Consider the following 25,122-nt stretch of genomic DNA (forward strand, 5'->3'; position numbering starts at 1 on the left):
TTAACATTTTTGAGAAATAAACATTACATCCAGTCATTTCTTTAAGAATAGTAGTTTTTAGTAGAGAACATATCGTTTGATTAAATGATTGATTTAATTATTCGCAAGTTTGTTGTATTTGTCAATCGAAAAATCCCCCACTTAAGCATTTAAAATTCCTCCACCTAATTTTTCCAAATAGGCAGAGGAACCTACTTTTTAAAAGGGTAGAACACCCAACGATTCTTCTAATGCAGCTTTTTCCTTTTCCAATTTCTCTATTTCCTTTTTGAGTTCAATAACTTCTTCAAAAAGGCGGTCCATTTTTGTTTGATCATCAATTCCATCTTCATAAGCAGTTCCTTTCCATCTGCACCAATCATTGAAAGTATAGAGGTAATCTTCGTTAATCTGTTCATTGAAGATGGTTGTATTTGATTTGTTTTTTTCCTCGTCTAGCCAGGTTTTAACCAGTTCTTCATCACATTTCAACCCGTATGATTGAAAGTAAAGGGTTACTTCCTCGACCGAAACAATATTCATCTAGTAATCTCCTTTTCCATTTTGCATCTATCTCTTCGAGATGAATCTACATTAATTTTTGCGTCTCAAGCCATTCTTTCGTTTGCTTCATACGATACGAATTACCATTCATATTGACAAGATAGGCCTGATGAGTCAGTCGGTCAATCATAGCTGCTGTCATAACTGGATCTTGAAAGATTTCTTCCCATCTTTCAAACGATAAATTTGTTGTGATAATAGTTGATTTTTGACCTGCCCGAAGGGAAAGATGAGTAAACAATAATTCAGCTCCCTCTTTATCAAACGATATGTAACCCATCTCATCAGCGATCACCAAATCATACTTCTCAAAACGATTTTGGAATGCTCTTAGAGTCTTTTCTGAACGACATTCCTTTAGTTGATTAATTAATAAGGGGACGGTTGTAAACCAAACCTTGTAGCCCTCCTCACAGGCTTTCATACCTAAACCAATTGCCATGTGCGATTTTCCGGTGCCTGGACTTCCTGCTAAAATTAGATTTCTGCCTTCCTTTATAAATTCTAGCGTCCTAAGCTGTTTATATTTTTTTTGAGCATCTTCCGGTAATTCGTATATCAATAAATCTTCCAAGTGCTTTTTATAAGGAAATTCTGCCCGACGGATACGATTATATTGGGCAGTTTCTTGCCGATAGTCCCACTCTTTTTGTAATAATAAAGCCAAAAATTCTTCATAACTGGCATCTTTTTGAGAAGCCTCTTTTATTTGCTCTTGAACGCATTGACGAATAATAGGCAGCTTCAAATCCTTACTAAAGTTAAATATATCTTCTATCCAATCCTTTGGCTTACTCATGCGATGGCCTCCTCTTTTCCTACTGCTTCTGTCTGAAATAACTCATCATACAATTTGAGATTCGACTTGGCATAATCTTTAATATCCTTTGTTTCTTTTGATTTAGGAACAGAGGAGAGCACTTTATTCTTGTTTTTAGCACATAAGATTTTGATTTTATCGGTTGTCACATGGCTTGGATGTATCTTTCTAAGTTCTTCAATACACTGCTCAATTTCACTAAGCGTAGTTTCATCTTTTAAATACTGCATTAACTCTATAAATTCTTTTGTGTGACTGTTATAATAGGTTTCATAAATTGTTTTTATTTTTTTGTCTGCCTGTTGTAATGCTGTGCTACCAGCTAATGCACCAGGCTTTTTCTTTAGCGTTTCTATGTAATGTTCTAGTTGTAAGCTCCATTCATGACAGCCGGTTAGACGAATATGCTCAGCTACTTTTTTCTCTTCATAGAAACATAGAATACGATTTGAGTAGATTTTCACCTTTATAATTTCGCCAACCAAATGATCTGGGACCGAGTAGTGGCTTTGATCAATGACTACCGTTGAATACTTGTCGACTCGCACGTTTTGGATTCGTGCTGCATCAAACGGATGGGGAAGATGGAGGAAGTTTTTGTGTTCCTGTTTTAAACACTCCTCGGCAGTCTGGTTTTGTTGGGATGGCTGTGGTTTTCGGTTACGCTTCTTACAAATCTCAAGCAAGTATTGGTTTGCTTCCTCTAAAGTTTCAAATGTATCACGAAAAGCGAATGCTTTTCTACGAATCACTTCCACGCTACGCTCTACATGGCCTTTTTCATTTCCACGACGTACATTACAGAAACGGTATCCAAATCCATAGTATATAGAAAGCTTTAATAAACCTTCTGTAGGTTCCTTTTCTGTACCAACAAATCGTTTAACAGCTACTTTCATATTGTCATAGACCATTGTTTTATACACACCACCAACCTCATTAAAAAACAAAGCGTGTGCCTCTTGAAAACATTCCATTTTCTGTTTGTTAAATAAAAATGCCATTCTGTAATTTCCAAAAGCTGAAGTAAATAATGCCATTTGGAGTTTTGTCCACTTTCCGTTTATCTTAAGTTTCACTTCACCCCAATCAAACTCGCATATGTCCCCAGGATCGTATGATCCTTTTACATAAGCCTCTTTGGTTGTTTTTTCAATTTTCCTAATGGTCCGTAGGACTGTACTGTAACTGACTTCCACACCTTCTGCTTCTAAAGCTTCAAAAATATCAATTGGTTTCTTTAGCTGTTTTCGGAGACCTTTCCTACGCTTTTCATCATTGGCCTGAAGATGACCGATAACCTTTAATTCTATTTCCTTTGTCATTACTCGCTTTGGTCGAATGCCAACTTTATATTTAGGCGCTTCTACGAGTTCTTGAATTAGTTCCCCTGTAAGTACACTATCATTGGATTGTTCAATTTCTTGCTGCTTACTTTCATATTCTTTGATATATTTACTTACTGTTTTCCGATCAATTCCAGTTACTCTTGCTATCTCTCTTTGAGATTTCCCCTCCCTTAGGTACATTAGTAATACATCTTGTTTCTTATTCAAATCTATCATCGCCCCAGTCTCCCCACGTTGAAATAACAGTATTTCGTCATGGGTTATTATAAACCAGGTGGGGGAGTTTTCAATGACTACGGTGGCCCACTTTTAGATTATCAAATACATTTGTTAAATTTGACAAAAATTTTCATGAAAAACGTCGTATAATAAATACATAAGGTCCGTAATTCGACATTTATAGAAAAATTTGGAGTGCAGGTCAAAAATGGTAATTAATTACAAGAAGGTAGGAGCCGCATATGGAAGTGGAGAAGGAGAGGGTTGTATCTAACAAGAAACAGGTATTTCAAAGTTATTTGTTTCCAATTACAATTATTTCCTCAATGTTAATTTCAGGTTCAATCGGATATACAGCTAGTCAAATAGCTGTCAACAATAGTGTTAGTGACCCAACAGAGATAAATACTATGAAGAACCAAGTAAATGAAGCTAGAAATAATTCGTTAAAAGTAATAGAAACTGAACTACCTAAAATAATTAGCGATCTAGATAATTACAATCAGGATATAAATTTATTAGTTGAAAATGCTGAGTGGCTAAAAGGAAATTTAGCCCCTATAAGGGATGCAATAGGCAAATTTGGTACAGCAATTACCGTTGTTAGAGGGGTCAACACTTTTGTTGGCCAGCCTGCTGTAAGTAAGATAGGTACTGATTTAGCTTTTCTACAGATTCAACTTGATGAAATTGATAGCATACTATTTCGTTTGGAGAACTTAACAGTTATTAAACAGGAGATAAGTGATTCTCATCAAAAGTTAAATTTATTATATGAAGAATATCAAAAGGAAAAAAACATTGAACAGTTATTCCAAATTGAACAAGAGTTAAACTCAAACTTGATTTATCATATTGAAGATTTAAGAAATTCTACTGTAGAAGCTCATAAAGTTCTTGAACTATCTTCAAGTGTTTTAACTACAGTAAATAAAACTAGATCCCTTTTTATTTCAATACAGGAAATGGGTAAAAATACGCTAGATGCAATTCAGTTTTGGAAAGAAAATGAAGGAAGTTCTGAAATTGGGGCAGATATAAATGAAAGTTTAGAAAAGGATTTAGTTGCTTCTATAGATAAGATTGAAAAGCTACCTAGTGAATTAACTCAACGATCCAAGAGTAGTATTACGTCAATAAGCATTGTTCAAAAAGAGTTACAGACTATGAAGATTGCACAAATGATCAGTAGTGAGTAAAGGGGGGGGGGCTAACCCTCTTTTTATTTTTTTCGTATTTAGATAGGTGTGAACTGGAACAAATAGAGGTAAAACAGCGAGTGAAATTGGAGATCAAAAGAGAATGGTTGGACAAATTTTAAACGTTAGTTTTCAAAAAAATAACAGGGGAATACAGAGGTATTTCCCTGTTACTTCTTTTTTATTTTAATTTGTACTGGAATAGAGTTTATCTTTTAGAATTGCTGTAGCAATTTCTGCACAATCATTACAATAACTCTTGCTGGCTGCAAAGGTTACAATAAAAGATGTAGTGGCTGAAATACCTTGACCAATTAGTGGTATCCTCTTTCCAATCTGCTTTAGAGTTGTTTTTACTGCTTGTTGCTCAAGTTGGTCTTTAGCAACTTTTTCGAGTAATTTAGTGATTGCTGTCTTAGTAGAATATTTTAAGACATTATTTACAATAGAAAGTAACCTTTCATTATATAAAGGTTTATTATCTTCAATTATTTCTTTACTTAAACCAAAAGATTTTCTTATGCGATCAAAAATTCCTGTAAGTATAGAGAGATCCACAGTGATATCGACCAATGGAATAGGGTTTATTCCATTTGCAGCAGCAAGAGATGAGCCTAAATAAATAAACTTATAGCATGCTTTTTTCTTTTTTTCTAAAAAATCCTCAGAATATGCTTTTGCATCTAATGAAAATTTTATCTGCTTAACACTATTTAAGTTTTCATAAATCGCTTGGGTTAAATCATCTAGTCCTTCTTCAGTTCGACAACTAGTGAAGTATACTTTTACATCTTTTCCTACCTGTTCTCTAACATCGTTTGTAACATTTTCCTTTAGTTGCTCTATTGTTTTCCCTTTCTCAAACATACTGTCTACTGAATTTCTAACAAAAATGCACTTTTTATTTTCTTTATGAAGTCTCCTGAAAAATTCTGTATCTTCTTGTTTAAATTTACCTGAAAATACACAAATAAAGATGTCATAACTAAGCACATCAAATCTTTCAAAAAAAGAATCAGCAGGAAAATTTTTGGTGCCATAACCCGGTAAGTCGGTTAGGATTAAATCCTCCCATTTATATGGATCTTCACTTATTGTAGTATCAGTTTCTTGAGAAACTCTTGCTACATCTTCACCAATTAGCGCATTAATTAATGATGATTTTCCAGAGCCCGGTTGTCCGAATAATGCTATTCTAACCTGAGTTTGATTTAACTTTTCTAACTCTTCTTTTATTGCGTCAATAGATTCATAGATATTATTATCGTCCAAAAAAAAACCTCCCATTTTTCCCACTAATATTAGTATTTTCCTAATTATAATATACCATTATATAGGAGGTTGAGGAATGTAATTGGGAAATTTAATAAATAATACTAGTAGTCTAGAAAGGTTTAAAGGGGTAGGTAAAAAGATTGCACATTTTGTTATATAATGGAATAAATGCTGTGATTATTAGTAGAAGGAGGGCTAAAAATGAAGAAGTATGCTGAATTTTATAAGTGTGCATTGCAAGTAAACCCCTATAGTTATGTTGCCTATAGAGGTGGGAAGCATGATACAAGTGAGGAAGAATATAACCAATTAATTCTAGAAAATTGTATATCAAAAGATATTAAAGTAGTAGGATTAGCCGATCATGGAAACATTGAAACAGCAGAGAGACTAAGAGATTTATTAAATGAGAATGGTATTACTGTTTTTCCGGGGTTTGAAATAGCCACTGCTGAGAAAATTCATATTGTTTGTCTATTCTCAGAAGATACTAAGCCAGAACAGTTAAACAGATATTTAGGTAGATTAGGGCTTACAGATGTAGAAAATGGTGTATTACCAGTCAGTTATCATGTCTTCAAATTGCCCAATTAGTTGAAGATGAACTTGGTGGCTTTTGGTATGCTGCACATATAACGAGTGACAACGGGATTTTGAGATTGGGTCAAATGAATCATGTCTGGAAAGATGTTCGACTTAGAGCAGCGCAAATACCGCATAGCCTAGAAGAGGTAGACCCTAGATATATAAATATAAATATTATAAAAAATAAGGAACCAATGTATAAAAAGGATACTCCTTTTGCCTTTATTAATGCTAAGGATGTTTGTAAACCCGAAGACTTACTTGAAAAAAATTCATATTCTTTAGTAAAGATGTCCGAGTTAAATTTCTCGTGTTTTAAAGAGGCATTTAGAGACCCTTCTGCACGAGTAAAACTTTCATATGATCAGAATGAACACTATCATAGTAGTCTTGACAAGATAGAGATTTTTGGAGGATATCTCGATGGATTATCAATTGATTTATCTAAAAATTTAAATACTACTATAGGTGGTAGAGGAACTGGTAAGTCTACTTTACTAGAACTCATTAGATATGCTTTAGATTGTGAACCAAAGAGTGCTGATTCAATAAAATATTTTAAGGAATTAGTAAAAGCAAACTTAGGATTAGATAATGGAAGAATTGAGTTGCACGTTACTTCAAATCAAAGATACGGGGAAAAATATAAGATTATAAAAAGATACGAGGATCCATGTGTTATAGAGAATGTCGATGGAACCGTTTCCAACTTAAGTGTAAAGGATATATTACCTCATGTTGAAATATTTGGTCAAAATGAAATTATTGAGTTAGTTTCAAATGAAGAGGCTAAATTAAGTATTTTACATAGATTTCTTCCAAATCAAACAGATAAACATTTAGAAAGAGAAGCAATTATAAAAGAACTAAAACAAAATGCCGTAAGTCTTCTAGATAAAATGGAAAGGAAGGACGAGGTATCCAATAAGGTCTCTAAATTACCTAAACTTGAGGAAAAGGTAAAGTTTTTTAAGGATACTGGTATTTCTGCTAAATTGAGTGCAATAGAACATTTATCTACAGAAGAAGAATACCTAAAGAAATCTTTAGAGGTAATTACTGAACACAAAGTAGAAATTTTTGAGGTAAATACACCTTTTACTGACGATTTTATAAAAGAGACACCTAACTCAGAAAAATTTATTACTATTAACGAGATAATAAATGGCTTTAACTTGGAGTTAAACAAATTGAAAGATTATTATGAAAAATTAGTCAAAGAAACTGCTAGGAAGATTGATGAAATTAACGAACAATGGCAAGAAATAAAAAATGGATCCGAAGGTGAAATTAAGTTATCAATCAAATCGTTAGAGGGATTTAATGGGAAGACTGGGCCTGAAATAGCCATGGAGTATCGAGAGACTGTTTCGGAAATTGCTCGTATTAATCCAAGTAAAAACGAATCAACAAGAATTGAGGAAGAATTAGAAAAGGTTATTCAAGGTAGGAAGACCTTGTTAGAAAAGTTGAAAAAAAATGAAGATGATTCTTTTGACGCTTTAAGAAAAGCAGTAAAGAAAATTAATAAAGGAAAACTCAAAGGAAAAGTCCAAGTTGAAGTACATCCAAAACAAAATAGAGAAGAATTAATTGAAAAGTTATCTGATATTGATGGATTAGGATCAAAGAGTTTAAATTGGATAAGAGAGCAAGAAGAATTCTCTTTACCATCCTTTATTGAACATATTAATCAAGGTAGCAATAAACTAATGAGCGAGTATAATATTACTAAATCAAAGGCAGATATAATTGCGCAGTTGCCTTTAGAAAAAAAGTTAGAACTTGAACTAGTACAATTGTTAGATATCATAGATGTTAAGTTAAATACTGCAGGAGGGGTTTCCGATGGGGAAAATTTTAAATCACTTAATAAACTTTCTAAGGGACAACAATGTACTGCAATTCTAAACATCTTAATGTTAGATAATAATGATCCTTTAATAATAGACCAGCCAGAAGATAACTTGGATAATGCATATATAGCAAATAACTTTGTTGATGGATTAAGAGATTATAAGTTAAATAGACAATTTATTTTTGCTAGTCATAATGCAAATATCCCGGTATTTGGAGATGCAGAGTTAATTATTGTAATGCAAGAAATTGATGGAATTGGCTCAATAGTTGATGATTGTATAGGTTCTGTTGATAATCCTTCTGTTAAAAAGTCAGTGATAAACACATTAGAGGGAGGAAATACAGCCTTTCAAATGAGAAAAGTAAAATACAATCTATGATTTATTAAATAACAAAAGGAACAAAAAACTATTTTTGTTCCTTTGTGTACTGATTATAAATGATTTTTCAAGGTTAAAAACACCAATAATCGGCCCATTTATATCTCTTGTTACTTCTAAGATTAATAGCCTATACTTACCTGATAAAATCTCCTACGAGAAAAAGATAAACTCTGGCGCCAAAAACATTTCGAAAAGTACGAACTTACTTGCTTTATTAGTGGTGTTAAGGGTACTAAATTACAAGTTCATCATGGTGTCCTCTTTCATGAAATAAGGGATAACATATTAAAGGATAATTTTGGGGTCAGTCCCCCGGTGGAGTAAAGAGTTACTTCGAGGGGGGCTACCCCATTTTTTCTTAAATCGACTTAGATTTAAGAAAAGTGGTAAAATTAAATAGGATAAATTTACTGAATGAGTAGGATGGATAGAGCGAGTGATTTGGATAAGGTGCGGCAAACGATACTTGACTTTCGAGATCAACGGGGTTGGAAAGAATACCATAATGAAAAGGACTTAGCGCTTTCTATTTCACTTGAAGCAAATGAGTTACTAGAGAACTTCCAATGGAAAAGTAGTGCTGAAGCTGTTCGTGACTCAGAACAGAATATAAAAGAGGAAATGGCTGATGTGTTAATATATCTTATCCAATTAGCTGATAAAATGGACGTGAATCTTGAAGAAGAAGTGTTGAAAAAGATGAAGAAAAATGAAGTGAAATATCCTGTTCAGATAAAGTGAGGAATGGCCGATGATTATATACAATGAAAAGTCTTCTAGCTTTTTGAGTCATATATATGAAAAGAAAATTGGTTATGTCCTGAAAGAAAATGTTTTCACTAAGATGAACAAGGTTGTTTCTGATAGTGAATTGCGGTCTTGGGAAAATTCTTTACCCCAGATGGCTCGTGTACTCCGGGATGCAAATATAAAAGAAGATACTCATGTACTGCTTGAATATAAACTTCCATCCACGGAGAAACGAATTGATTTTTTAATTGCTGGGAAGGATGCCAAAGGCAATAAAAATGCAGTGATTATTGAACTTAAGCAATGGCAGAAAGCAAAAGTAGCTGAGGGGGACGGAATTGTTAGGACTTTTCTAGGTAAAAGGGAAAGGGAGACAGTACACCCTTCTTATCAGGCAAGTTCTTATAAAAAGTATCTTCAGAACTTTAATGAATCTCTGTATGATGATTCAACAATTTCTTTGAAGTCATATGCATTTTTACATAACTATATCAAGGATACATTAGCCGAACCCCTGTTAGATAATCGATATAAAAAGTATTTAGACGAATCTCCAATTTATTTTCAGTTCAATGATAGAGATTTGGCGAAAAATATTAAAGAGTTAGTTTCAGAGGGAAATGGGAAGGAAATTGCAGAAGCAATTGAAAATGGGAATATCCGGCCATCAAAAAAATTGGTTGATACGGTTGCTTCCCTCATCGATGGCAATCAAGAATTTGTACTCTTAGACGAGCAAAAAGTCGCTTATGAAAAAGTAATGAGCAAGTATAACCAAATAAGGACGCAAACGGACCAAAAGCATGTAATTATCATTCAAGGCGGACCTGGTACTGGGAAATCGGTGATTGGCCTTAATCTGATGAGCAGTATCCTGCAAACGAGTGCCTATGTGGAGTACATTACCCCAAATCAATCGTTCAGGGAAATTTTACGAAAAAAATTAATAGGGGCATCAGGGCACGTCGAAGTAAGAGACCTATTCAAAAGTTCAGCTTCCTATGTAGAAACTCCGAATGATTATTTGGATGTGTTAATTTGTGATGAAGCTCATCGGCTGAAAGTGCATGGTCATATGAAAAAGAAAATTGAGGGCGAAAATCAAGCGACGCAAATCATCCGTGCTTCTAAAATAAGTGTTTTCTTTGTTGATGACCTTCAAATGATTTCGAAAAAGGATATTGGCAATGTAGCGCTCATCAAAGAAGAAGCCCAAAAGCAAGGGGCCGAGGTTCATATGGTCGAGCTTGAGTCACAGTACCGTTGCTCAGGGTCGGGTAACTACATTTCATGGCTAGATAGTATTTTTGGGAATGAAGAGACTGATGAAAAGCTTGAAGGAGATTTTGATTTCAAACTTGTATCAAGCCCCCATGACCTTGTAGAGGAAATCGTAAACAAACGAAATGGAAGGCTATTAGCGGGATATGCATGGAAATGGAATGTAAACAAAAAGGCAGTAGATCTCTCTAAGGATGTCATCATTGATGAACATGATTTCGCTTATCCTTGGAACGATCCAAATCGAATCGACTGGGCCATTCATCCGGAATGCTCCTACCAAATAGGCTGCATCCATACAGTCCAAGGCCTTGAGATGGATTACGTCGGGGTAATTATAGGAAAAGATTTGGGCTACGACAAAAAAACACAATCCTTAGTTGTCCGGCGTGATGAATTTAAAGACACAGGTGCAAGACCAGCAAAACCTAAAAAAGGACAACCTGACCCGCTTGAAACTCTTGTGAAAAATACGTATAAAACATTGATGACCCGTGGGATGAAGGGGTGTTATGTGTATTGTTGTGATAAGGGACTTCAGGAGTATTTGGAAAGGAGAGTTTGAGGTTTTGCTGAACAAATAGTATTTTTTATAACGGACAAGTCCATCTATACATTGAACTAAAACTTAGGTTATACAGAAATACTATTGTATCCGTGTGATAGTATAGTTCTTAATAGAAGAGGGGTACTGAGCTCAATAGTCCCTGTATTGAAACAAAGTAGTTCTTGGGGGAGTAACAGTGCATCTCAATTTAGTAACTCATATTGTGTGTAAGGGAAAAAGTGGAGAAGAATTTGGCTATACCGTTAAAGCTATTAACAATTGAAGAGTAGATGAAAAACGAATGGGTGGCCTCATTCGTTTTTTGTTTACGATAAAGTTTATTGGAATTAATGAGGACCTTGAAATAAAAGAAATTCATATAACCCATTACTTTTTGTTTTATTTATTTTGTCATCCCTAGCTTTGTACTAATCCCACTTTTTATCTAGAAATTTCTACTGGCTTATGAATTAGCTCCCTGTATGTACATTAGGGTTGGATTTTTCGATTTCTATCTGTTTACTTCATATTTTTATATTTACTTACGGTCAGTTGCTGTTATTCTTGGTTTCTCTCTTTGAGATTAACCCTCCTAAAATACATTAGTAGACAATTTGTTCCTTATTTGGATCTATCATTGAGACAGTGCCTCCATAATTTATAATATATAAATTTTCAAGCTAGGTGATGACTTCTCAATTACTACGGATAATCGATTTTGTACAACTAAATACAACAAATATATTATACATATTATAAATATAGTAATTTTTTTAGAAAAATAATTGAATAAATTTGTGCGCACTGTTATAATATAAATATATTAAATGCTCGATATATATTAAGATTGTTGGCTAGGGGTGAAAAATAATATGATAGAAAATAAGAAAAGAGAGAAGTTTGAAGAGTTGGCTGAAAAGAGAGTTACCGAAATAATAAAGAAAATACGATTAATTGGTAACTTAGCTAATCGTAATAATTATGATTATACCGATGAGCATGTAAGGCAAATATTATCTAAGTTAGATGAAGAGTTACGTTTATTAAAAGCTAAATTTAATGATGGAGAAAAAGACAAAGCTACGGCATTTAAATTTCGTAAATAATTAAAGAGGTGTATGAAATGATAGAGAATAAAATTGGCTGGAGTTCTGCTGAAAATGCAGACAATTCAAGAAGCGGACTGAATCATGCAGGAATTGAAAACTTTAAAGATAACCCTTTATATCATGTTCCAAGAGAATTGACACAAGATGCACTTGATGCTAAAGATCCTCAAAAAGATGGACCAGTTCTATTAGAGTTTAAAAAGTTCACATTGAAAAAAGAAGAAAATTTCCTTGACTTAGAGGGGTTTTCTGGAATTGTTGGAGCAATTAGAGATACATGGGCAAAGGACCCGAAAACTTATAAACACTACGAAAAAATGTATCATTCGATAGATCATGAAGAGGAATTAGCTATTTTAGGAGTTCGAGATTTTAATACAATTGGCTTAAGTGATGTTACTAGTGATGACGAAGGTACCTGGAATTCCTTAGTGAAAAGTAGCGGACACTCTGATAAGCCAGCCGGGTCTAATGGTTCACGCGGGTTGGGGAAGCACGCTCCCTTCTTAGCCTCGAAATATAATATGGTTTTGTATGGAACTCTTAACAAACAAGGGGAAACTGGATTTCAAGGAGTAGCAAAACTTGCTACTTATAAAAAAGAAGGAAAAAAGTATCGCGAAAATATCTACTTTGGAATAAAAGAAGGATATAAACCAATTACAAATTTATCTTCCCTACCGGATGAGTTTAAACGGGAAAAAGTTGGTACAGATAAGTTTATTTTTGGATTCAACTTTGATGAAAAGTGGAAAGATAATTTTGTTAAAGTTATTGTTGAAAACTTTCTTTTAGCATTTCATGAAGAAAAGCTTATAGTCAATGTAGATGGAAGAGAAATTTCTAAAGAAACTCTCCCTGGCATTATTGATGAAATTTGTCGGGATGAACCTTCTGGACAACATATTATTAAAGAGTTTTACACAGCATTAACTAAGGGGAAGGATTATACTCTTGATATAAATATTAATGGTGTAGTTGAAAAACAGCCTGTGTTACTTTATTTAGCTAAAGGAGACGAGTTCAGTAACACTATTTCTATGAACCGATCTTCGGGTATGAAAATCTTCAACAAAGACAACTTTAGAAAACCACCAGTGCGGTTTGCAGGTTTCTTAACTATAAAAGGTCCAGATTTAAATGAAAAATTATCTGAGACCGAAACAGCTACACATAAAGGTTGGCATGTGAATATTAATGAAAACTCAGAGGATGAAGAATTGCAAAAAAATAAAGAAATCAAAAAGATCATTGAAAAAATCGATAAATGGATTTCGAAAAATGTTCATGAGCTTGCTCCTAAAATTAAAAAGGAATCAATCGATTTAATAGGTGTAGAACAAATTTTGCCTAAAAAGAGTGATAAATCAGAACCTTTGGCTGAGATTAGCGATGAGGCACTAAAAGAAAAAATTAAGTCTATTAAAATTGTACCACTTTCATTTTCCCAACGGGAAATATTAAAAACTAAGAAAAAGAAACGCAATAAAAATCCAAACCCAAATCCAACCCCACCAAACCCAAATCCAAAACCGCCCAAAGAGAGGAAAGGTGATGTTTCAACGGTACGCTCGATTTATGATGAGATTAATGGGTTCTATAAAGTAGTAATTACCCCGAAAGTTGCTGGAAGTGTTAAGTTGCAAATTCAAGCAAAGGGTGAAAATGGGAGATTTGTAGATATTTCATTGAAAAACGTAAAGCTTAGAAAGGGTAATCAATTAATGTCAGTTTCATTGACAGACAATCTGATTGGCCCACTTGAGCTTGTAAAAGAAGACCGTTGTGAATTACAAGTGACACTGAATGAATTAGCACCTTATTCCTTGGAGGTAAAGACAGTATGAAAATAAAACAGACAGCGTATCCTCATCCTGTGTTAGCAGAATTTAATGATGATTATACAAATAGCACATTTAAAGCCACGCTGATTGAGGTAACTCCTCAAAATGAGGGGATTGTTGAGTTCAAAGTAAAATTTGAACTCAACAACTCTCGATTACAGGGGTTAATTGATAATCATGAAGCAATATTTGTTACTCATATAGAATGTACGGCTAGTATGTATCGTGAAGCATTCTCTACAACAAGTAGAGAATTCAGTTTTTGTATTCCTCAAAAAAAACTAAGTAAACTAGTAGATGTTAGTTTTATGGTAGTTGCTAATTCAACTATCTTCGATTATAAAAATGAATTGTTACATGAGGATTATAACGGAGTAACATTAACTTTCAAAAAAGGAATGTACTTAGCAGTAGCACCCGGTGTAGCTTTACCAATAGAAAAAGACCCAATTGTTCCTACTAAATCAATTTTTAACCTTCGTGCTTCGGAAGGGGAGAATCCAGAACCATATGAAATATCTTTTGGTAGTGGAACCATTGATATCTACTTACAGCCAAATGTGTTTGAACAAATATCTTATATTCAGCGCTATGAGCAAGTAAACGCATTATTAATTACGATGTATTATTTACCAGCGTTAATAGATGCTTTAACTTATATATGCGAAGTTGAACAAGGGAACAGTGACGATCCAGTACAAGATAGTGAATGGTATAACTCAATATTATTTCAACTAAACCAATTTCAGATTGATCCAAAAACAATTAATGAAACTGGCGCATCTGTAATTGCTCATAAAATCTTAGGAAATGTTGTAAATGAAGCCCTTAATTCGTTAAGTGCTTTACTAGATAGCGAATAAATTAACCTGATTGGATGGATGATAGAATGACAAAGTTATATTTGGACCATACCAAACTACTAGAGTTAAAAGGCAATATTCAAAGCAATTTGGATCTGTATAAATCGGATGTATCTTGGTTAGGGCGGGAATTAAATGTCCAGTCTTCCAATTCTGCTCAAGTAAAAGTTACAGATTTAAAAGTACGAAGTGCCGATGATTTAGATAATGCTATTCGTATATACACATACTATAAAGATTTACCATATACTTTAGCTTCAGACCAAAACTATTGGACTTTGTTAACGCATACGGAATATTGGCAGTATATGCGTGAACGTTGGCCTGTTGAGGAAGCTCAGGGAGATCCAATAGAATTCATCAAAACACGATATTACTTTGGACAAAAAGCAATGTATCGTAATGGTTTATCACGACTATGGTGGTATGTCGAGTTAACTTATGATGAATCATTAGAGGACCCTTACAAATATACAAAATTATTATTAGAAGATCAAGATTTAGCTGGACAAACAATCGAAAACAAATATCTATCTCGTAACAAAGTGGCCATGAAGGCGTTATTTGAAATGCTAGATTACGTTGGTAAACTGGAGCAGGATGAGATAATTCAAAATTTAACTGCAAAACAGCGTCGTAATCTTGTGCGAGATACCGCTCAGTACTTTAATTTAACTGGAGCTGTTGAAATGTGGGATATACTATTACCGATAGAGGCAAAAGAAAAATTGATTTTATGGGTTAATACTTACCTTAAGGATATGGGTGTCTTTGTTCCACATTTATCTAAAAATTAGCTATAATTTATTCCAAAAAGTATGCGGAATATCCTTTATATAACAAAGTAAGTAACCAAGTCAAATTTTATTTTTATACGAGTACAATAAACGATGATGTAAGTATGTGGAAAGCACTATAGTTCTTATACCTTTTTCGTAAATAGGATAATCATTTCTCCATTATATTTCAGGGTACTTTCGATGAAATGAAATCAGCGATAAATCGCTGATTTCATTTCATTTACTCAGGGTAATGTAGGTACTTTTTACAAATCAGTACTTAAAGTAGTGAGTTTCAATATCTCGGCATTCGCCACTACTCCTGATAGGCCACTTTGTCTAGTGAGGGGTTAACCTTTACTGTTATTCAAGGTGTAATACCATTGGAGTCTGGTTCTGTCCTAACTATCGAAGAAGATTCGTACTATGATCCTTGTTAGCATGGATTGTCAGGCGCAATGCAATCTGCTATTCCTATTTGTTTTTATCAGTCACCCCCTCTTTAAAATATAGCATTTTCCAATCAGCTTATAATCAACTTTTCATTCACATCCATTTTTCTCTAAATTACATAATTGAGTCCAAAGATAATATGAGGGAACCTTTACGGTTTTCTGTACCACCAAATTAATTATTCGAATTTTAAGCAAAAAATCACTTAGTAAGAATCTTACAGAAAAAGTTTTTTTAATGTAGATTATCCCTGCTTCTATTTATTTAATTAATTATTATGTATTACTCGTGTTTCGAAGAGTATATTAACCATACTCGATTGCTTATTAATTAATAGTAATTATTCTATACCCTTATTTTTATTTCATTATAAAAAAACGAGAGTGTCGGGTTTGCAAAATTATGTATTTTATTTGATACAATTACTATGAAAAAATGAAAGACGCTTTATTATGATTTTATGCTTATAGGAATTTTTTTATTTTTGTTTTTGCTCTTAATTACCTGATTGAGGATAAGTGATATTCTTCTACTTAAAGTGGAGGAGGTACCGGAATAAAAATGAGTGATAAGGAGTGGTTATTTCCTTCTAGATAGGGACAGGACATATTACACCCACCCAAGCTTATAGAGCTCTTCAAACGGCTGCTGAAATACCTAAAATACCTAAAATACCTAAAATACCTAAAATAACTAATGTAGGGACTCATACAATGAGGATAACATTGGGTATTCATTATTATATTAAGATAAGACTAATGAACATATTTAGTCATGTACCCCCTACTGTAACGCGACGTTAACTAGAGTTAAAACAAGAAAATAATTATGAGTTTATAAAGAATTAAAATCTATAGAATATCTAGTTGGATTCACCTGTACTGATTTTAAAGAGATTTGTTTTATCACAAAGGTTGAGAAACGAAGATATTATTAAAGTGCATTTGAGTGTAGTGTTGTGGTAAAATATTGTTTTCTTAACCATATCGATATGGGGCGTGTTAAAACTGGTAAATAACCAAAATTGCCATTTGCGTTTGAGCTAGAAATTCTTTTTATTAAGTTATTGGAGGTTTTAAAATATGCCTATATATAGAAAAGGGGAATTGTTTAACGGTCCCGGTGGTTTAGCTTGGGGAGCCAGCAATGCTAGATTTGTTGATGAAAATGGAGAAGAATTCAGGGTTAGACATGAATGGGCCAATGATTTTGATGAGACTTCATGTGAAACATATAGGAGGAATATTTGTCCTGAACGACCTGAAACAGTAATTTGTGGTCCCGTTCAAGATTTGGATATTACTACATTACCTCCTATTGATGCCTTTGCATTTGGGTTCCCATGTAATGACTTTTCAGTAGTTGGTGAGCATCGAGGAATGGACGGTAACTTTGGGGGATTATACTGGCATGGTGTGCAAGTTTTAAGGCATCATCGTCCGCAATGGTTTATTGCTGAAAATGTTGGTGGTTTACAAAGTGCAAATCAGGGGCGTGCTTTTTTACAAATCATGAAAGACTTAATTGAATCTGGTTATAGGATTTATCCTCATTTATACAAATTTGAAGAATATGGTGTTCCTCAGACTAGAAAACGTATTATTATAGTTGGAATTAGAAATGATATTGAGCGTGTGTTTCGAATACCAGCACCAACTCATTTAAATAATTTTATTACTGCTGAACATGCTTTAATGAATATTCCGGAAGATGCAGTTAATCACGAAATTCCAGTTCATAATGAACGTGTAACAACCATGCTAAGGTATATTCCAGAAGGAGAAAATGCCTGGTCAGAAGAGATCCCAGAAGAACACCGTTTAAATGTTAGGGGAGCAAGGTTAAGTAATATTTATAGAAGGCTTGATAGAAATCAGCCTTCATATACAGTTACTGGTAGTGGTGGTGGGGGAACCCATGTTTATCATTGGGAAGAACATAGGGCGCTGAGTAATCGAGAAAGAGCGAGGTTACAAACTTTCCCAGATGATTTTGTGTTTGAGGGAAGTAGAGAAAAGGTGAGAAGACAAGTTGGAATGGCAGTTCCACCGAAAGCTGCCCAAGTTATAGTAGAGGCTATTTTAAAAACAATGGCTGGCGTAGATTATCCGGTCGATCCTCGTGGCCCAAAATGGACACAATCAGAAATAGAAGAAATGATAATTAACCATTTTGGACAAATGACAATTGTATAATATATAGTGGAAAAGAGAGGATTAACTTTCTTCAGTCGTTTTCTTTGTTAACCGGTTGTGGATAATCATATAAAACTGCACTGGGATATATATGACATTAAGGAAGCTGGGGCTTTATTTTTACTCCGAATTTAATCAATTTAATTTTATATTATCAAATAATTTGTTCCAACAAAATTTCAAGGAGGGAGTTCTTTAATAATGATGCCTCGAACTGGTCGATATTTTAATGTCACTTTAAAATCAGCACATTTAAATTGGGGAACAGAAGGTAATTCTAGAATTGTAAGAAAAAGAAATCCTTTTGAGGTTTATTTGCCTATTAGCATAGAGAATGCAAGGGATTTTAATATTAAAACAGGAGAGGTATTTGCTTGTTCTTCTTCCGATGGTTTTTTTGATGGTCCTTTAAAGGCAACTGGAACACAAGGACCTTCAAAAGAATTTGCTAAGAATTTTTACAAAGATGGGGACATGAGAGCGTTGGGGTATTGGTTAAAGGATAGGATGGAAGCAAAAGTGGGAGATAAAATAAGGATAGAGTTTACTGATGAAGATGCTATAAGACTCACTTATCTAGGATGAAATAAAAACTGTCATATTTATTAATAACTCAAATAAGACTTTTGTAGTTGATTTCTTTCCGTAGTGTATCATTGGACAATCAAAATCCTCAGCCAGAAGAATAGTAAGGCATTGACAAACTAGTTTTTCACGGCCTATATTTTCCATTTCAAAAGTGAAAACTCCTTTGTAGAAGAATTGTTTGTTATGGGAACTAAACAAAGTCAACAACTCTACAATAGGAGTTTATTTTTTTGTGTAAATACATTTTTTTGAATCACGAATATTATATATGATGTTCTAGTTAAAAACGATGATTTATTTGTAACTGTACCTTAGACCCCTCTGATTATTTTCACACAGAAATGTTTCAAGTCTTAACCCAGAACAAGGAACTGCACTAAACGACTGAATTGTTTCTAGTCTATATTAACCGCACGGTGAATTCACTTGTGCGGTTTTATGTCGTTAATGACCAATGTGCTTTTGGCATGATGAACTTTTATAGGCACAAGATTTTCTAGCTAGGTCCTACTCCACCTTGTCATAAAATCTTCACAACTTCATAAAAACCATCCTGTCCGGTATTGCCCATTAACCCCTATATCAACATTGAAAGCAATTTTCATAATGGAAAGGACCGTGGTCAAGAATGGCAAAATACCGTATGGTGCAGACTGAGTTTTGGAGGAATCCGATTTTATCGGAGGCGATGACTCCAGAGGATAAATATTTTTATCTTTATCTGCTTACGAATCCCTATACGACTCAAATCGGAATCTATAAAATTACCAAAAGACAAATGGCGTTTGATTTGGGCTATTCGATTGAGAGTGTTCATTCGTTAATGGAGCGTTTCATTCAGCATCACAAGTTGATTCGTTACAATTCTGAAACTAGAGAACTCGCGATTAAAAACTGGGGAAAGGATAATCTCCATAAAGGTGGGAAACCAATTATGGATTGTATTCTTTCTGAATTAAAAGAGGTTGAGGATCTTTCGCTTATCCAGTTTGTTGCGGAGTCGATACATAAACAGGAAATTCACGAGCTATATGAATCTTTTTATAAAAGAGAAGAGATGATTTCTGACAAGGATCAACGAGACGAAGGGGAAAATCATCCATCTATACCTGCTGGTGAAGAAGTGGGTGACGATACGTTGCCGAGTCGTTTTACGATACGTGGGCAAAAAGAAAATGAAAATGAAAATGAAAAAGAAAAAGAAAAAGAAAAAGAAAAACAACAACAAGTCTTTATTCAAAATATAGAGAAGAATCCAGACAAGGTGGATCTCGATCGGGTTGATGAAAAGATCGCTGACGTTCAAGAGATTATTGAGTTTTGGGACCAGAATGGATTCGGGTTCTCGAACATGAACGGCAAACAGCAGCTGTTGGCTTGGTTAGAGGATTCTAGCTTTTTACAGCCGAAAGTAGTGATTTTAAAAGCGATGGAGATTGCCTGTGCCAATAACAAGCGAAGGTTGAACTATGTGGTTGGGATTCTGAAAAACTGGGAAAATGAATCATTGCTGACGGTAGAGGAAATTGACTTTTATCAGGAGAACCAAAAGCCTGTGCATCAATCAAGGCCATCTACGCAATCGTTTCCTACGGGAAGAGCAATCCCGGGTGAATTTGTCCTCGATCTAACAGCAGGGGAAGAATGATGAGTATCGCTGAAAAAACGTTTTTAGGAAGCTTGATGAAGGCGGAGTACTTATTCAAGGATACGGTGAATCAACCTGAATATCTTGAAAATGCACGACATAAAGAATTAATGCGAAGAATGGTGGGGTTCACTCAAAACGGCAAGCATATTGATTTGATTCACTTAACCACCTTACTTAACCTCGAGTCATCCGGGAAAATTTCATATCTTTCTGAGCTGTTATCGTTTGCGGATGTGGGGAAATTTGACGGAACGGAGAAGCTCCTGCTTGATTTGTGGAAGGAGCGGGAAAAGCGGAATATTTTGACTGTGGCTGCCCACCTTTTATATCGGGCCGTGCAAAAAACAGGATTCCAAAATGGAACGGACTGATACTGGTAGGGTGGGCAATTTACATAGGATGATGCAATAAATTACATAAAGTTTAAACTAGCTTAATATGGTTCAAAACTCTCTCCTTTACAATAAAATAAGGGTATTTTTCCTATGAAAGTTAAGGGGAGTGTTGTAGATGAGGATTGGCCTTTTTACCGATACCTATTTTCCACAGATAAATGGGGTGGTTTCATCGGTCTGTATGTTAAAAGAGAATCTTGAAAAGCTTGGACATCAAGTTTTTGTTTTTACAATCGCCGACCCTAGGGCGAAGAAGGATGAGCCAAATGTCTTTCGTGTTCCTAGTATGCCCTTCGCGAAGGACTGGCGTATAGGAGTGTTCTATCATCCAGGCTTGGCGAGAAAGATTAAGAGGTTACAGTTGGACGTGATCCATACACATACTGAATTTTCACTAGGTATTTTTGGCAGAGCCATTGCTCGAGAATTACAAATTCCACTTCTCCATACGTACCATACCATTTTTGAAGAGTATACACACTATATCGTCAAGTTTTCGCCACTCAATCCAATTGCTAAAACGGCGGTTAGAATCTTCAGTGCGAACTTCTGCAATGCGGTTGAGCAAGTCATTGTCCCCACCGAAAAAGTGAAGAATTTGCTTTTAACTTATCAGGTCAAGCAACAGATTACTGTGATTCCTACTGGGATTACATTGAGTAAATTTTCTAAAACCAATTACAAACCGACTACCATTATAAAACGAAGAGCGGAAATAGGAATACGACCAGATGATCGAGTTCTTCTATATGTTGGTAGATTAGCGAAAGAGAAGAATATTGAAGAGTTATTGCATTCATTGACTTCCTATTTGCATCGAAGGCAGGATGTGAAGTTTGTTCTTATTGGCGATGGACCAGCTAAAGTGGATTTAGAAGAGATGACCAGGAGTCTGGGAATTCAGGAACAAATCCTCTTTGTTGGTGAAAAGCCATGGGCTGAGATTGGGGAATACTATCAATTAGGAGATGTTTTTATTAGCGCTTCTCAAAGTGAAACACAAGGTCTCACTTATATTGAGGCATTGGCTTCTGGTTTACCTGTTGTGGCAAAGGCGGACAGCTGTTTAGACGGTGTGCTTGAAAACAATGTAAACGGGTTCTCTTTTCATGACAAACAGGAGCTTCAATCAGCTTTGGATAGTATTTTATCCAATGACCTTGAAAAAGAAAGATTGTCCCATGGAGCGGTCAAGTCAGTTGAAAAATTTTCTGATGTCTATTTTGCGGAAACAATTGAATCGATTTATCAAAATCTGCGGAATGTTTATGTCAGAAATAAAAAAGTTTCATAACTTGGGGACGGTTCCCGTTTATATCAATATTGCGTTAAGGCTATGCTGCCACCAACCGTGTGGTGACGAAGTTTGTAGAAAGGAATCGCGTATTATCAATCCTTAACCGCACGGGGACGTTTACTCGTGCGGTTTTTACTAGATGACTCAGTGACACTCCCAATTGTCTACTTTCGCGACAGGGTGTAAGCTGCCTGTTCATATAGGTCTTTTGACCTCGTTCTTAATAGGTCTTTTTTACTGAATTTTCATAATTTACGAATATTAACACCCCCTTAATATTCACTTCATGATTCCTTGTCATAATGTGACATATGAAAACGAGAAAATGTAGGAGGTTTTTTTATGTCAGTTAACAGGAAACAAAGAAGAAGGGTTTATCCGCTTGTTTTAACGAGTGTAATGGCAATTGGAATCAGCTCTTTTCCGTCAGGGATCAGTACGCCTGTTCAGGCAAATGGATTGGAAAATGTATTAGTAGAGCAAAATTTTGATCAATTAACAGGACAAGCCTTACCAAATGGTTGGAAACTTGTCGAGGGGCAAGCAAGTATTATAGATGGGAAATTGCAGTTAACTTCTCCTGCCACTTCAAAGCCTAGTCGTGTGATTATCCCACTTGAAGAAGAGACTGGGGATTATGTTTTTGAAGCGGATATGACTTTTTTAGCTGCTGTTGAGGATACACGTTGGGCTTCGATGATGTATCGTGTTCAAGGTGAAAATTATCCTTATTATCAATTTGCGATAAGAAGAGGAGCAAACGCTTTAAATGGATTAGAATTTGCGATACGCAATGAAGGAAATCGATGGGAAGTGCCTGTAAAAACATTCTATCCAGAGCCATTTGAGTTTAATAAGAGCTACCACTTGAAAATCGTTGCCAAAGGAAACCGGGTCCAGCAATTTGTCAACGGACAACTTGTCATCGATACTGACTTAGCTTCCCAATGGACAAAGGGGGATATTGGATTTCAAGCGGCAGGTTCAACGGTTCAATTTGATAATGTGAAGGTATCAACAAATGTAGGGGAATTGCCGCCGATTGAGAGTACAAAAGCTTTTCTTGCGGACCAGCCAGAAACAACGATTGTGAATGCACCAACAGTCCTTACAAATTTTGATACGGTGGAGGAAATAAAGAATGTAGAGGGTGTTTCCTCTGCCATTCTCCCAGTTCATGCAAACGACCAGGGAGAATTGGTTGTAAACGAAACACCACTAGCCGAAGTGATTGACACGATGAAAGGAAAAATGATTCCAGTTTTCCAGGTCGAAAATGAGAATATCCTTTCTGACCTTCAAGAATTTATTAAGGAGAAGGCTCTTCAGGATCTACATATTTTATCTTCAAACGCTAAGATGATTGCGCAAGTGAAAGAAGGGATCCCTTCTGCACGGGGAGCTGTTTTATACACGAAAAATTCCTTAAATAAACATGATCTTGAGGAACTAGCATTAAGCATCCATGAAAACAATGGCAAGGTAGCGGTCATTCCACAAAAGCTGCTTACACCAGAGATTGTCCATTATCTCCATAGCCGCACCATTTCAGTATGGGGGATGGGTGGAGAAACAGAAAGTGATGCTCATCGCTTAATTCATTTAGGGGTAGATGGGATTATTGCTGAGGACGAACAGGCTACAGTCCAGGCATATAGCCAATATCCAGAAAATACGATTGTCCAGCGTCCAATTGTGGCTGCACACCGAGGAGTACCCTCTTTAGCGCCTGAAAATACAATGGCTGGATACCAATTAGCCTATGACCTTGGGGCCGACTTAATTGAAACCGATGTACATGAAACAAAAGATGGACACCTTGTCATCATGCATGATTATACGGTGGATCGAACAACAAACGGAACAGGTTCAGTATCTAACATGACATTGGAACAAATTCGCCAATTAGATGCGGGAATCAAATTTGGGCCAGAGTTTGCAGGCGAGAAAGTTCCAACGTTCCGGGAGTTTTTACAAGGCTTTAAAGGAAAAGATGTCGTCCTGCTCGTTGAAATTAAACAGGCCGGAATCGCTGAAAAAGTTTTAAAGGAAATTGAAGAGGAAGGCGTCAAAAATCAAGTTCTTGTGCAAAGCTTCCACCTCGGTGATGTGGTGAAATCTCATGAACTTAATCCTGAGATTGGGGTTGGCTATTTGTATTCTTCGGGAATTTCTGCAACATCGGAGGGAAGGGTAACCGATGCGCAAAAAATGCTTAATTATGCTTCACGGATGAATGCGAACTTAAATGCTAGCTATGGAAGTTTGTCTGAAGAATTTATCACTTACATGCGCCAGCGTGGCATGGTCAATCTTCATTGGACGTTTAGAAACGAACAGCATCTTGGAGATCAACTAGAAAAAGGGGTCATTGGGCCAATCACAGATTATACTCAATGGCTGACAGATGTCCCAATTCGGCTTGAAACTCCGATTAAAAAACGCAACCTCAAGGTCGGCGATTCGGCAACCATACAAGCAAAAGCATTTATGAACTATCGCGAGGATAGAAAGGATAACATTGAAACGAACTTATTTGTTTCAGGCGACCAAAATACGGTTGCTGTTCAAGGAAATACAATCACTGCCCTGAATCCAGGAAAAGCAAATGTATTTGTCACTCATACTTTCAGCATACTTGGGAAAGAGTGGAACCTAGTCGGAGAACCAATTGAAGTAGAAGTTCAATAAAGCAGTACACATGGGGAGGGTTCCTGTCGTTCTATATTTTACGTATATGGAGAAGGAAAATAGGATTACGGTGCCAATTTTTGTGGTGGTGATGGGATCAACACCACAGTTGTGTCGCGATAATTTGTCAATGTGACACTGTCGAATTCTCCTGTTTGTTTTACAGGAATTTTTCACGACTCTATCAAGAACGAGGAACTGAACAAGTCGAAACGTTCTACCCCATATTTAACCGCACGGTGAATTTTCACTCGTGCGGTTTTTTAGCGTTTATTCTGCTATTTTCCGCCAGCGGAACCTTTACGGTAAACATTGATATACTTCCTAATTTCCAATTACCTATCCTGCACCACTTCACAAAATATCCACAAATACATAGTAACCCCCCTGTCCGTTTTTGCCCATTAACCCCTATATCAACAATGAAAGCAATTTTCATAATGGAA

General features: G+C 35.4%; 17 protein-coding genes and 1 pseudogene. 14 read left to right on the forward strand and 4 right to left on the reverse strand.

The features are described 5' to 3' along the window. Positions 1–198: 198 nt before the first annotated feature. The 3 genes from LG336_RS08215 to istA are packed head-to-tail and all read right to left on the reverse strand — an operon-like array spanning position 199 to position 2,928. The gene (locus LG336_RS08215) at positions 199–522 is read right to left on the reverse strand and encodes a hypothetical protein (protein WP_404332087.1); all 324 of its coding nucleotides are present in this window, start codon (positions 520–522) and stop codon (positions 199–201) included. A gap of 46 nt (positions 523–568) precedes the next feature. Continuing rightward, complete coding sequence (gene istB / locus LG336_RS08220; protein WP_404329940.1) at positions 569–1,342, reverse strand: IS21-like element helper ATPase IstB; 774 nt, start codon at positions 1,340–1,342, stop codon at positions 569–571. After that, positions 1,339–2,928 (reverse strand): IS21 family transposase, encoded by a 1,590-nt coding sequence (gene istA / locus LG336_RS08225; RefSeq protein WP_404332088.1) that lies wholly within the window; start codon positions 2,926–2,928, stop codon positions 1,339–1,341. The genes istB and istA overlap by 4 nt, the downstream gene beginning before the upstream one ends. A 245-nt stretch (positions 2,929–3,173) precedes the next feature. On the opposite strand from istA, the gene LG336_RS08230 reads away from it, so the two are divergent. Continuing rightward, positions 3,174–4,130, forward strand: coding sequence for a hypothetical protein (locus LG336_RS08230; protein WP_404332089.1), 957 nt, complete (start codon positions 3,174–3,176; stop codon positions 4,128–4,130). 186 nt (positions 4,131–4,316) lie between these two features. Here LG336_RS08230 and LG336_RS08235 read toward each other — a convergent pair whose 3' ends face one another. Then, complete coding sequence (locus LG336_RS08235; protein WP_404332090.1) at positions 4,317–5,402, reverse strand: GTPase; 1,086 nt, start codon at positions 5,400–5,402, stop codon at positions 4,317–4,319. A 204-nt stretch (positions 5,403–5,606) separates the two neighbouring features. Between LG336_RS08235 and LG336_RS08240 the strand changes: the two are divergent. The 13 genes and pseudogenes from LG336_RS08240 (at position 5,607) to LG336_RS08300 (ending at position 24,676) form a co-directional block, all read left to right on the forward strand. Then, positions 5,607–8,230: pseudogene (locus LG336_RS08240) on the forward strand (TrlF family AAA-like ATPase). A 426-nt stretch (positions 8,231–8,656) separates the two neighbouring features. Next, positions 8,657–8,974 (forward strand): nucleotide pyrophosphohydrolase, encoded by a 318-nt coding sequence (locus LG336_RS08245; RefSeq protein ID WP_404333117.1) that lies wholly within the window; start codon positions 8,657–8,659, stop codon positions 8,972–8,974. A 10-nt stretch (positions 8,975–8,984) separates the two neighbouring features. After that, on the forward strand, positions 8,985–10,829 hold the full coding sequence (locus tag LG336_RS08250; protein ID WP_404332092.1) for a DNA/RNA helicase domain-containing protein: 1,845 nt from the start codon (positions 8,985–8,987) through the stop codon (positions 10,827–10,829). Between the two features lie 854 nt (positions 10,830–11,683). Further along, complete coding sequence (locus LG336_RS08255; RefSeq protein WP_404332093.1) at positions 11,684–11,917, forward strand: hypothetical protein; 234 nt, start codon at positions 11,684–11,686, stop codon at positions 11,915–11,917. Between the two features lie 17 nt (positions 11,918–11,934). Then, positions 11,935–13,767, forward strand: a complete 1,833-nt coding sequence (locus LG336_RS08260; RefSeq protein WP_404332094.1) for a hypothetical protein — start codon at positions 11,935–11,937, stop codon at positions 13,765–13,767. Further along, positions 13,764–14,627, forward strand: coding sequence for a hypothetical protein (locus LG336_RS08265; protein WP_404332095.1), 864 nt, complete (start codon positions 13,764–13,766; stop codon positions 14,625–14,627). Before LG336_RS08260 ends, LG336_RS08265 begins: the two co-directional genes overlap by 4 nt. Before the next feature lie 26 nt (positions 14,628–14,653). Continuing rightward, positions 14,654–15,424, forward strand: a complete 771-nt coding sequence (locus tag LG336_RS08270) for a DUF6339 family protein (protein ID WP_404332096.1) — start codon at positions 14,654–14,656, stop codon at positions 15,422–15,424. 1,517 nt (positions 15,425–16,941) lie between these two features. Further along, entirely contained in the window at positions 16,942–18,054 is a 1,113-nt protein-coding gene (locus LG336_RS08275; protein ID WP_404332097.1) for a DNA cytosine methyltransferase, read from the forward strand. Between the two features lie 201 nt (positions 18,055–18,255). Further along, a complete protein-coding gene (locus LG336_RS08280; protein WP_404332098.1) occupies positions 18,256–18,639 on the forward strand; it encodes a hypothetical protein in 384 nt (127 codons plus the stop codon). A gap of 631 nt (positions 18,640–19,270) precedes the next feature. Then, positions 19,271–20,290 carry a DnaD domain protein gene (locus LG336_RS08285; RefSeq protein WP_404332099.1) on the forward strand — a complete coding sequence of 340 codons (1,020 nt, stop codon included), beginning with the start codon at positions 19,271–19,273 and terminating at the stop codon, positions 20,288–20,290. After that, positions 20,287–20,664, forward strand: coding sequence for a hypothetical protein (locus LG336_RS08290; protein WP_404332101.1), 378 nt, complete (start codon positions 20,287–20,289; stop codon positions 20,662–20,664). Before LG336_RS08285 ends, LG336_RS08290 begins: the two co-directional genes overlap by 4 nt. A gap of 139 nt (positions 20,665–20,803) precedes the next feature. Continuing rightward, positions 20,804–21,982, forward strand: a complete 1,179-nt coding sequence (locus tag LG336_RS08295) for a glycosyltransferase family 4 protein (RefSeq protein WP_404332102.1) — start codon at positions 20,804–20,806, stop codon at positions 21,980–21,982. A 345-nt stretch (positions 21,983–22,327) separates the two neighbouring features. Continuing rightward, positions 22,328–24,676, forward strand: coding sequence for a glycerophosphodiester phosphodiesterase family protein (locus LG336_RS08300; RefSeq protein ID WP_404332103.1), 2,349 nt, complete (start codon positions 22,328–22,330; stop codon positions 24,674–24,676). The last annotated feature ends 446 nt before the right edge of the window (positions 24,677–25,122 follow it).

Source organism: Mesobacillus maritimus (assembly GCF_044803185.1).
GTDB lineage: Bacteria > Bacillota > Bacilli > Bacillales > Cytobacillaceae > Mesobacillus_B > Mesobacillus_B maritimus_B.

Bases quoted from the DNA above. Each gene is read 5' to 3' on its own strand.
- LG336_RS08215 (WP_404332087.1), bottom strand. From the start codon at position 522: ATGAATATTGTTTCGGTCGAGGAAGTAACCCTTTACTTTCAATCATAC.
- istB (WP_404329940.1), bottom strand. From the start codon at position 1,342: ATGAGTAAGCCAAAGGATTGGATAGAAGATATATTTAACTTTAGTAAG.
- istA (WP_404332088.1), bottom strand. From the start codon at position 2,928: ATGATAGATTTGAATAAGAAACAAGATGTATTACTAATGTACCTAAGG.
- LG336_RS08230 (WP_404332089.1), top strand. From the start codon at position 3,174: ATGGAAGTGGAGAAGGAGAGGGTTGTATCTAACAAGAAACAGGTATTT.
- LG336_RS08245 (WP_404333117.1), top strand. From the start codon at position 8,657: ATGGATAGAGCGAGTGATTTGGATAAGGTGCGGCAAACGATACTTGAC.
- LG336_RS08250 (WP_404332092.1), top strand. From the start codon at position 8,985: ATGATTATATACAATGAAAAGTCTTCTAGCTTTTTGAGTCATATATAT.
- LG336_RS08255 (WP_404332093.1), top strand. From the start codon at position 11,684: ATGATAGAAAATAAGAAAAGAGAGAAGTTTGAAGAGTTGGCTGAAAAG.
- LG336_RS08260 (WP_404332094.1), top strand. From the start codon at position 11,935: ATGATAGAGAATAAAATTGGCTGGAGTTCTGCTGAAAATGCAGACAAT.
- LG336_RS08265 (WP_404332095.1), top strand. From the start codon at position 13,764: ATGAAAATAAAACAGACAGCGTATCCTCATCCTGTGTTAGCAGAATTT.
- LG336_RS08270 (WP_404332096.1), top strand. From the start codon at position 14,654: ATGACAAAGTTATATTTGGACCATACCAAACTACTAGAGTTAAAAGGC.
- LG336_RS08275 (WP_404332097.1), top strand. From the start codon at position 16,942: ATGCCTATATATAGAAAAGGGGAATTGTTTAACGGTCCCGGTGGTTTA.
- LG336_RS08280 (WP_404332098.1), top strand. From the start codon at position 18,256: ATGATGCCTCGAACTGGTCGATATTTTAATGTCACTTTAAAATCAGCA.
- LG336_RS08285 (WP_404332099.1), top strand. From the start codon at position 19,271: ATGGCAAAATACCGTATGGTGCAGACTGAGTTTTGGAGGAATCCGATT.
- LG336_RS08290 (WP_404332101.1), top strand. From the start codon at position 20,287: ATGATGAGTATCGCTGAAAAAACGTTTTTAGGAAGCTTGATGAAGGCG.
- LG336_RS08295 (WP_404332102.1), top strand. From the start codon at position 20,804: ATGAGGATTGGCCTTTTTACCGATACCTATTTTCCACAGATAAATGGG.
- LG336_RS08300 (WP_404332103.1), top strand. From the start codon at position 22,328: ATGTCAGTTAACAGGAAACAAAGAAGAAGGGTTTATCCGCTTGTTTTA.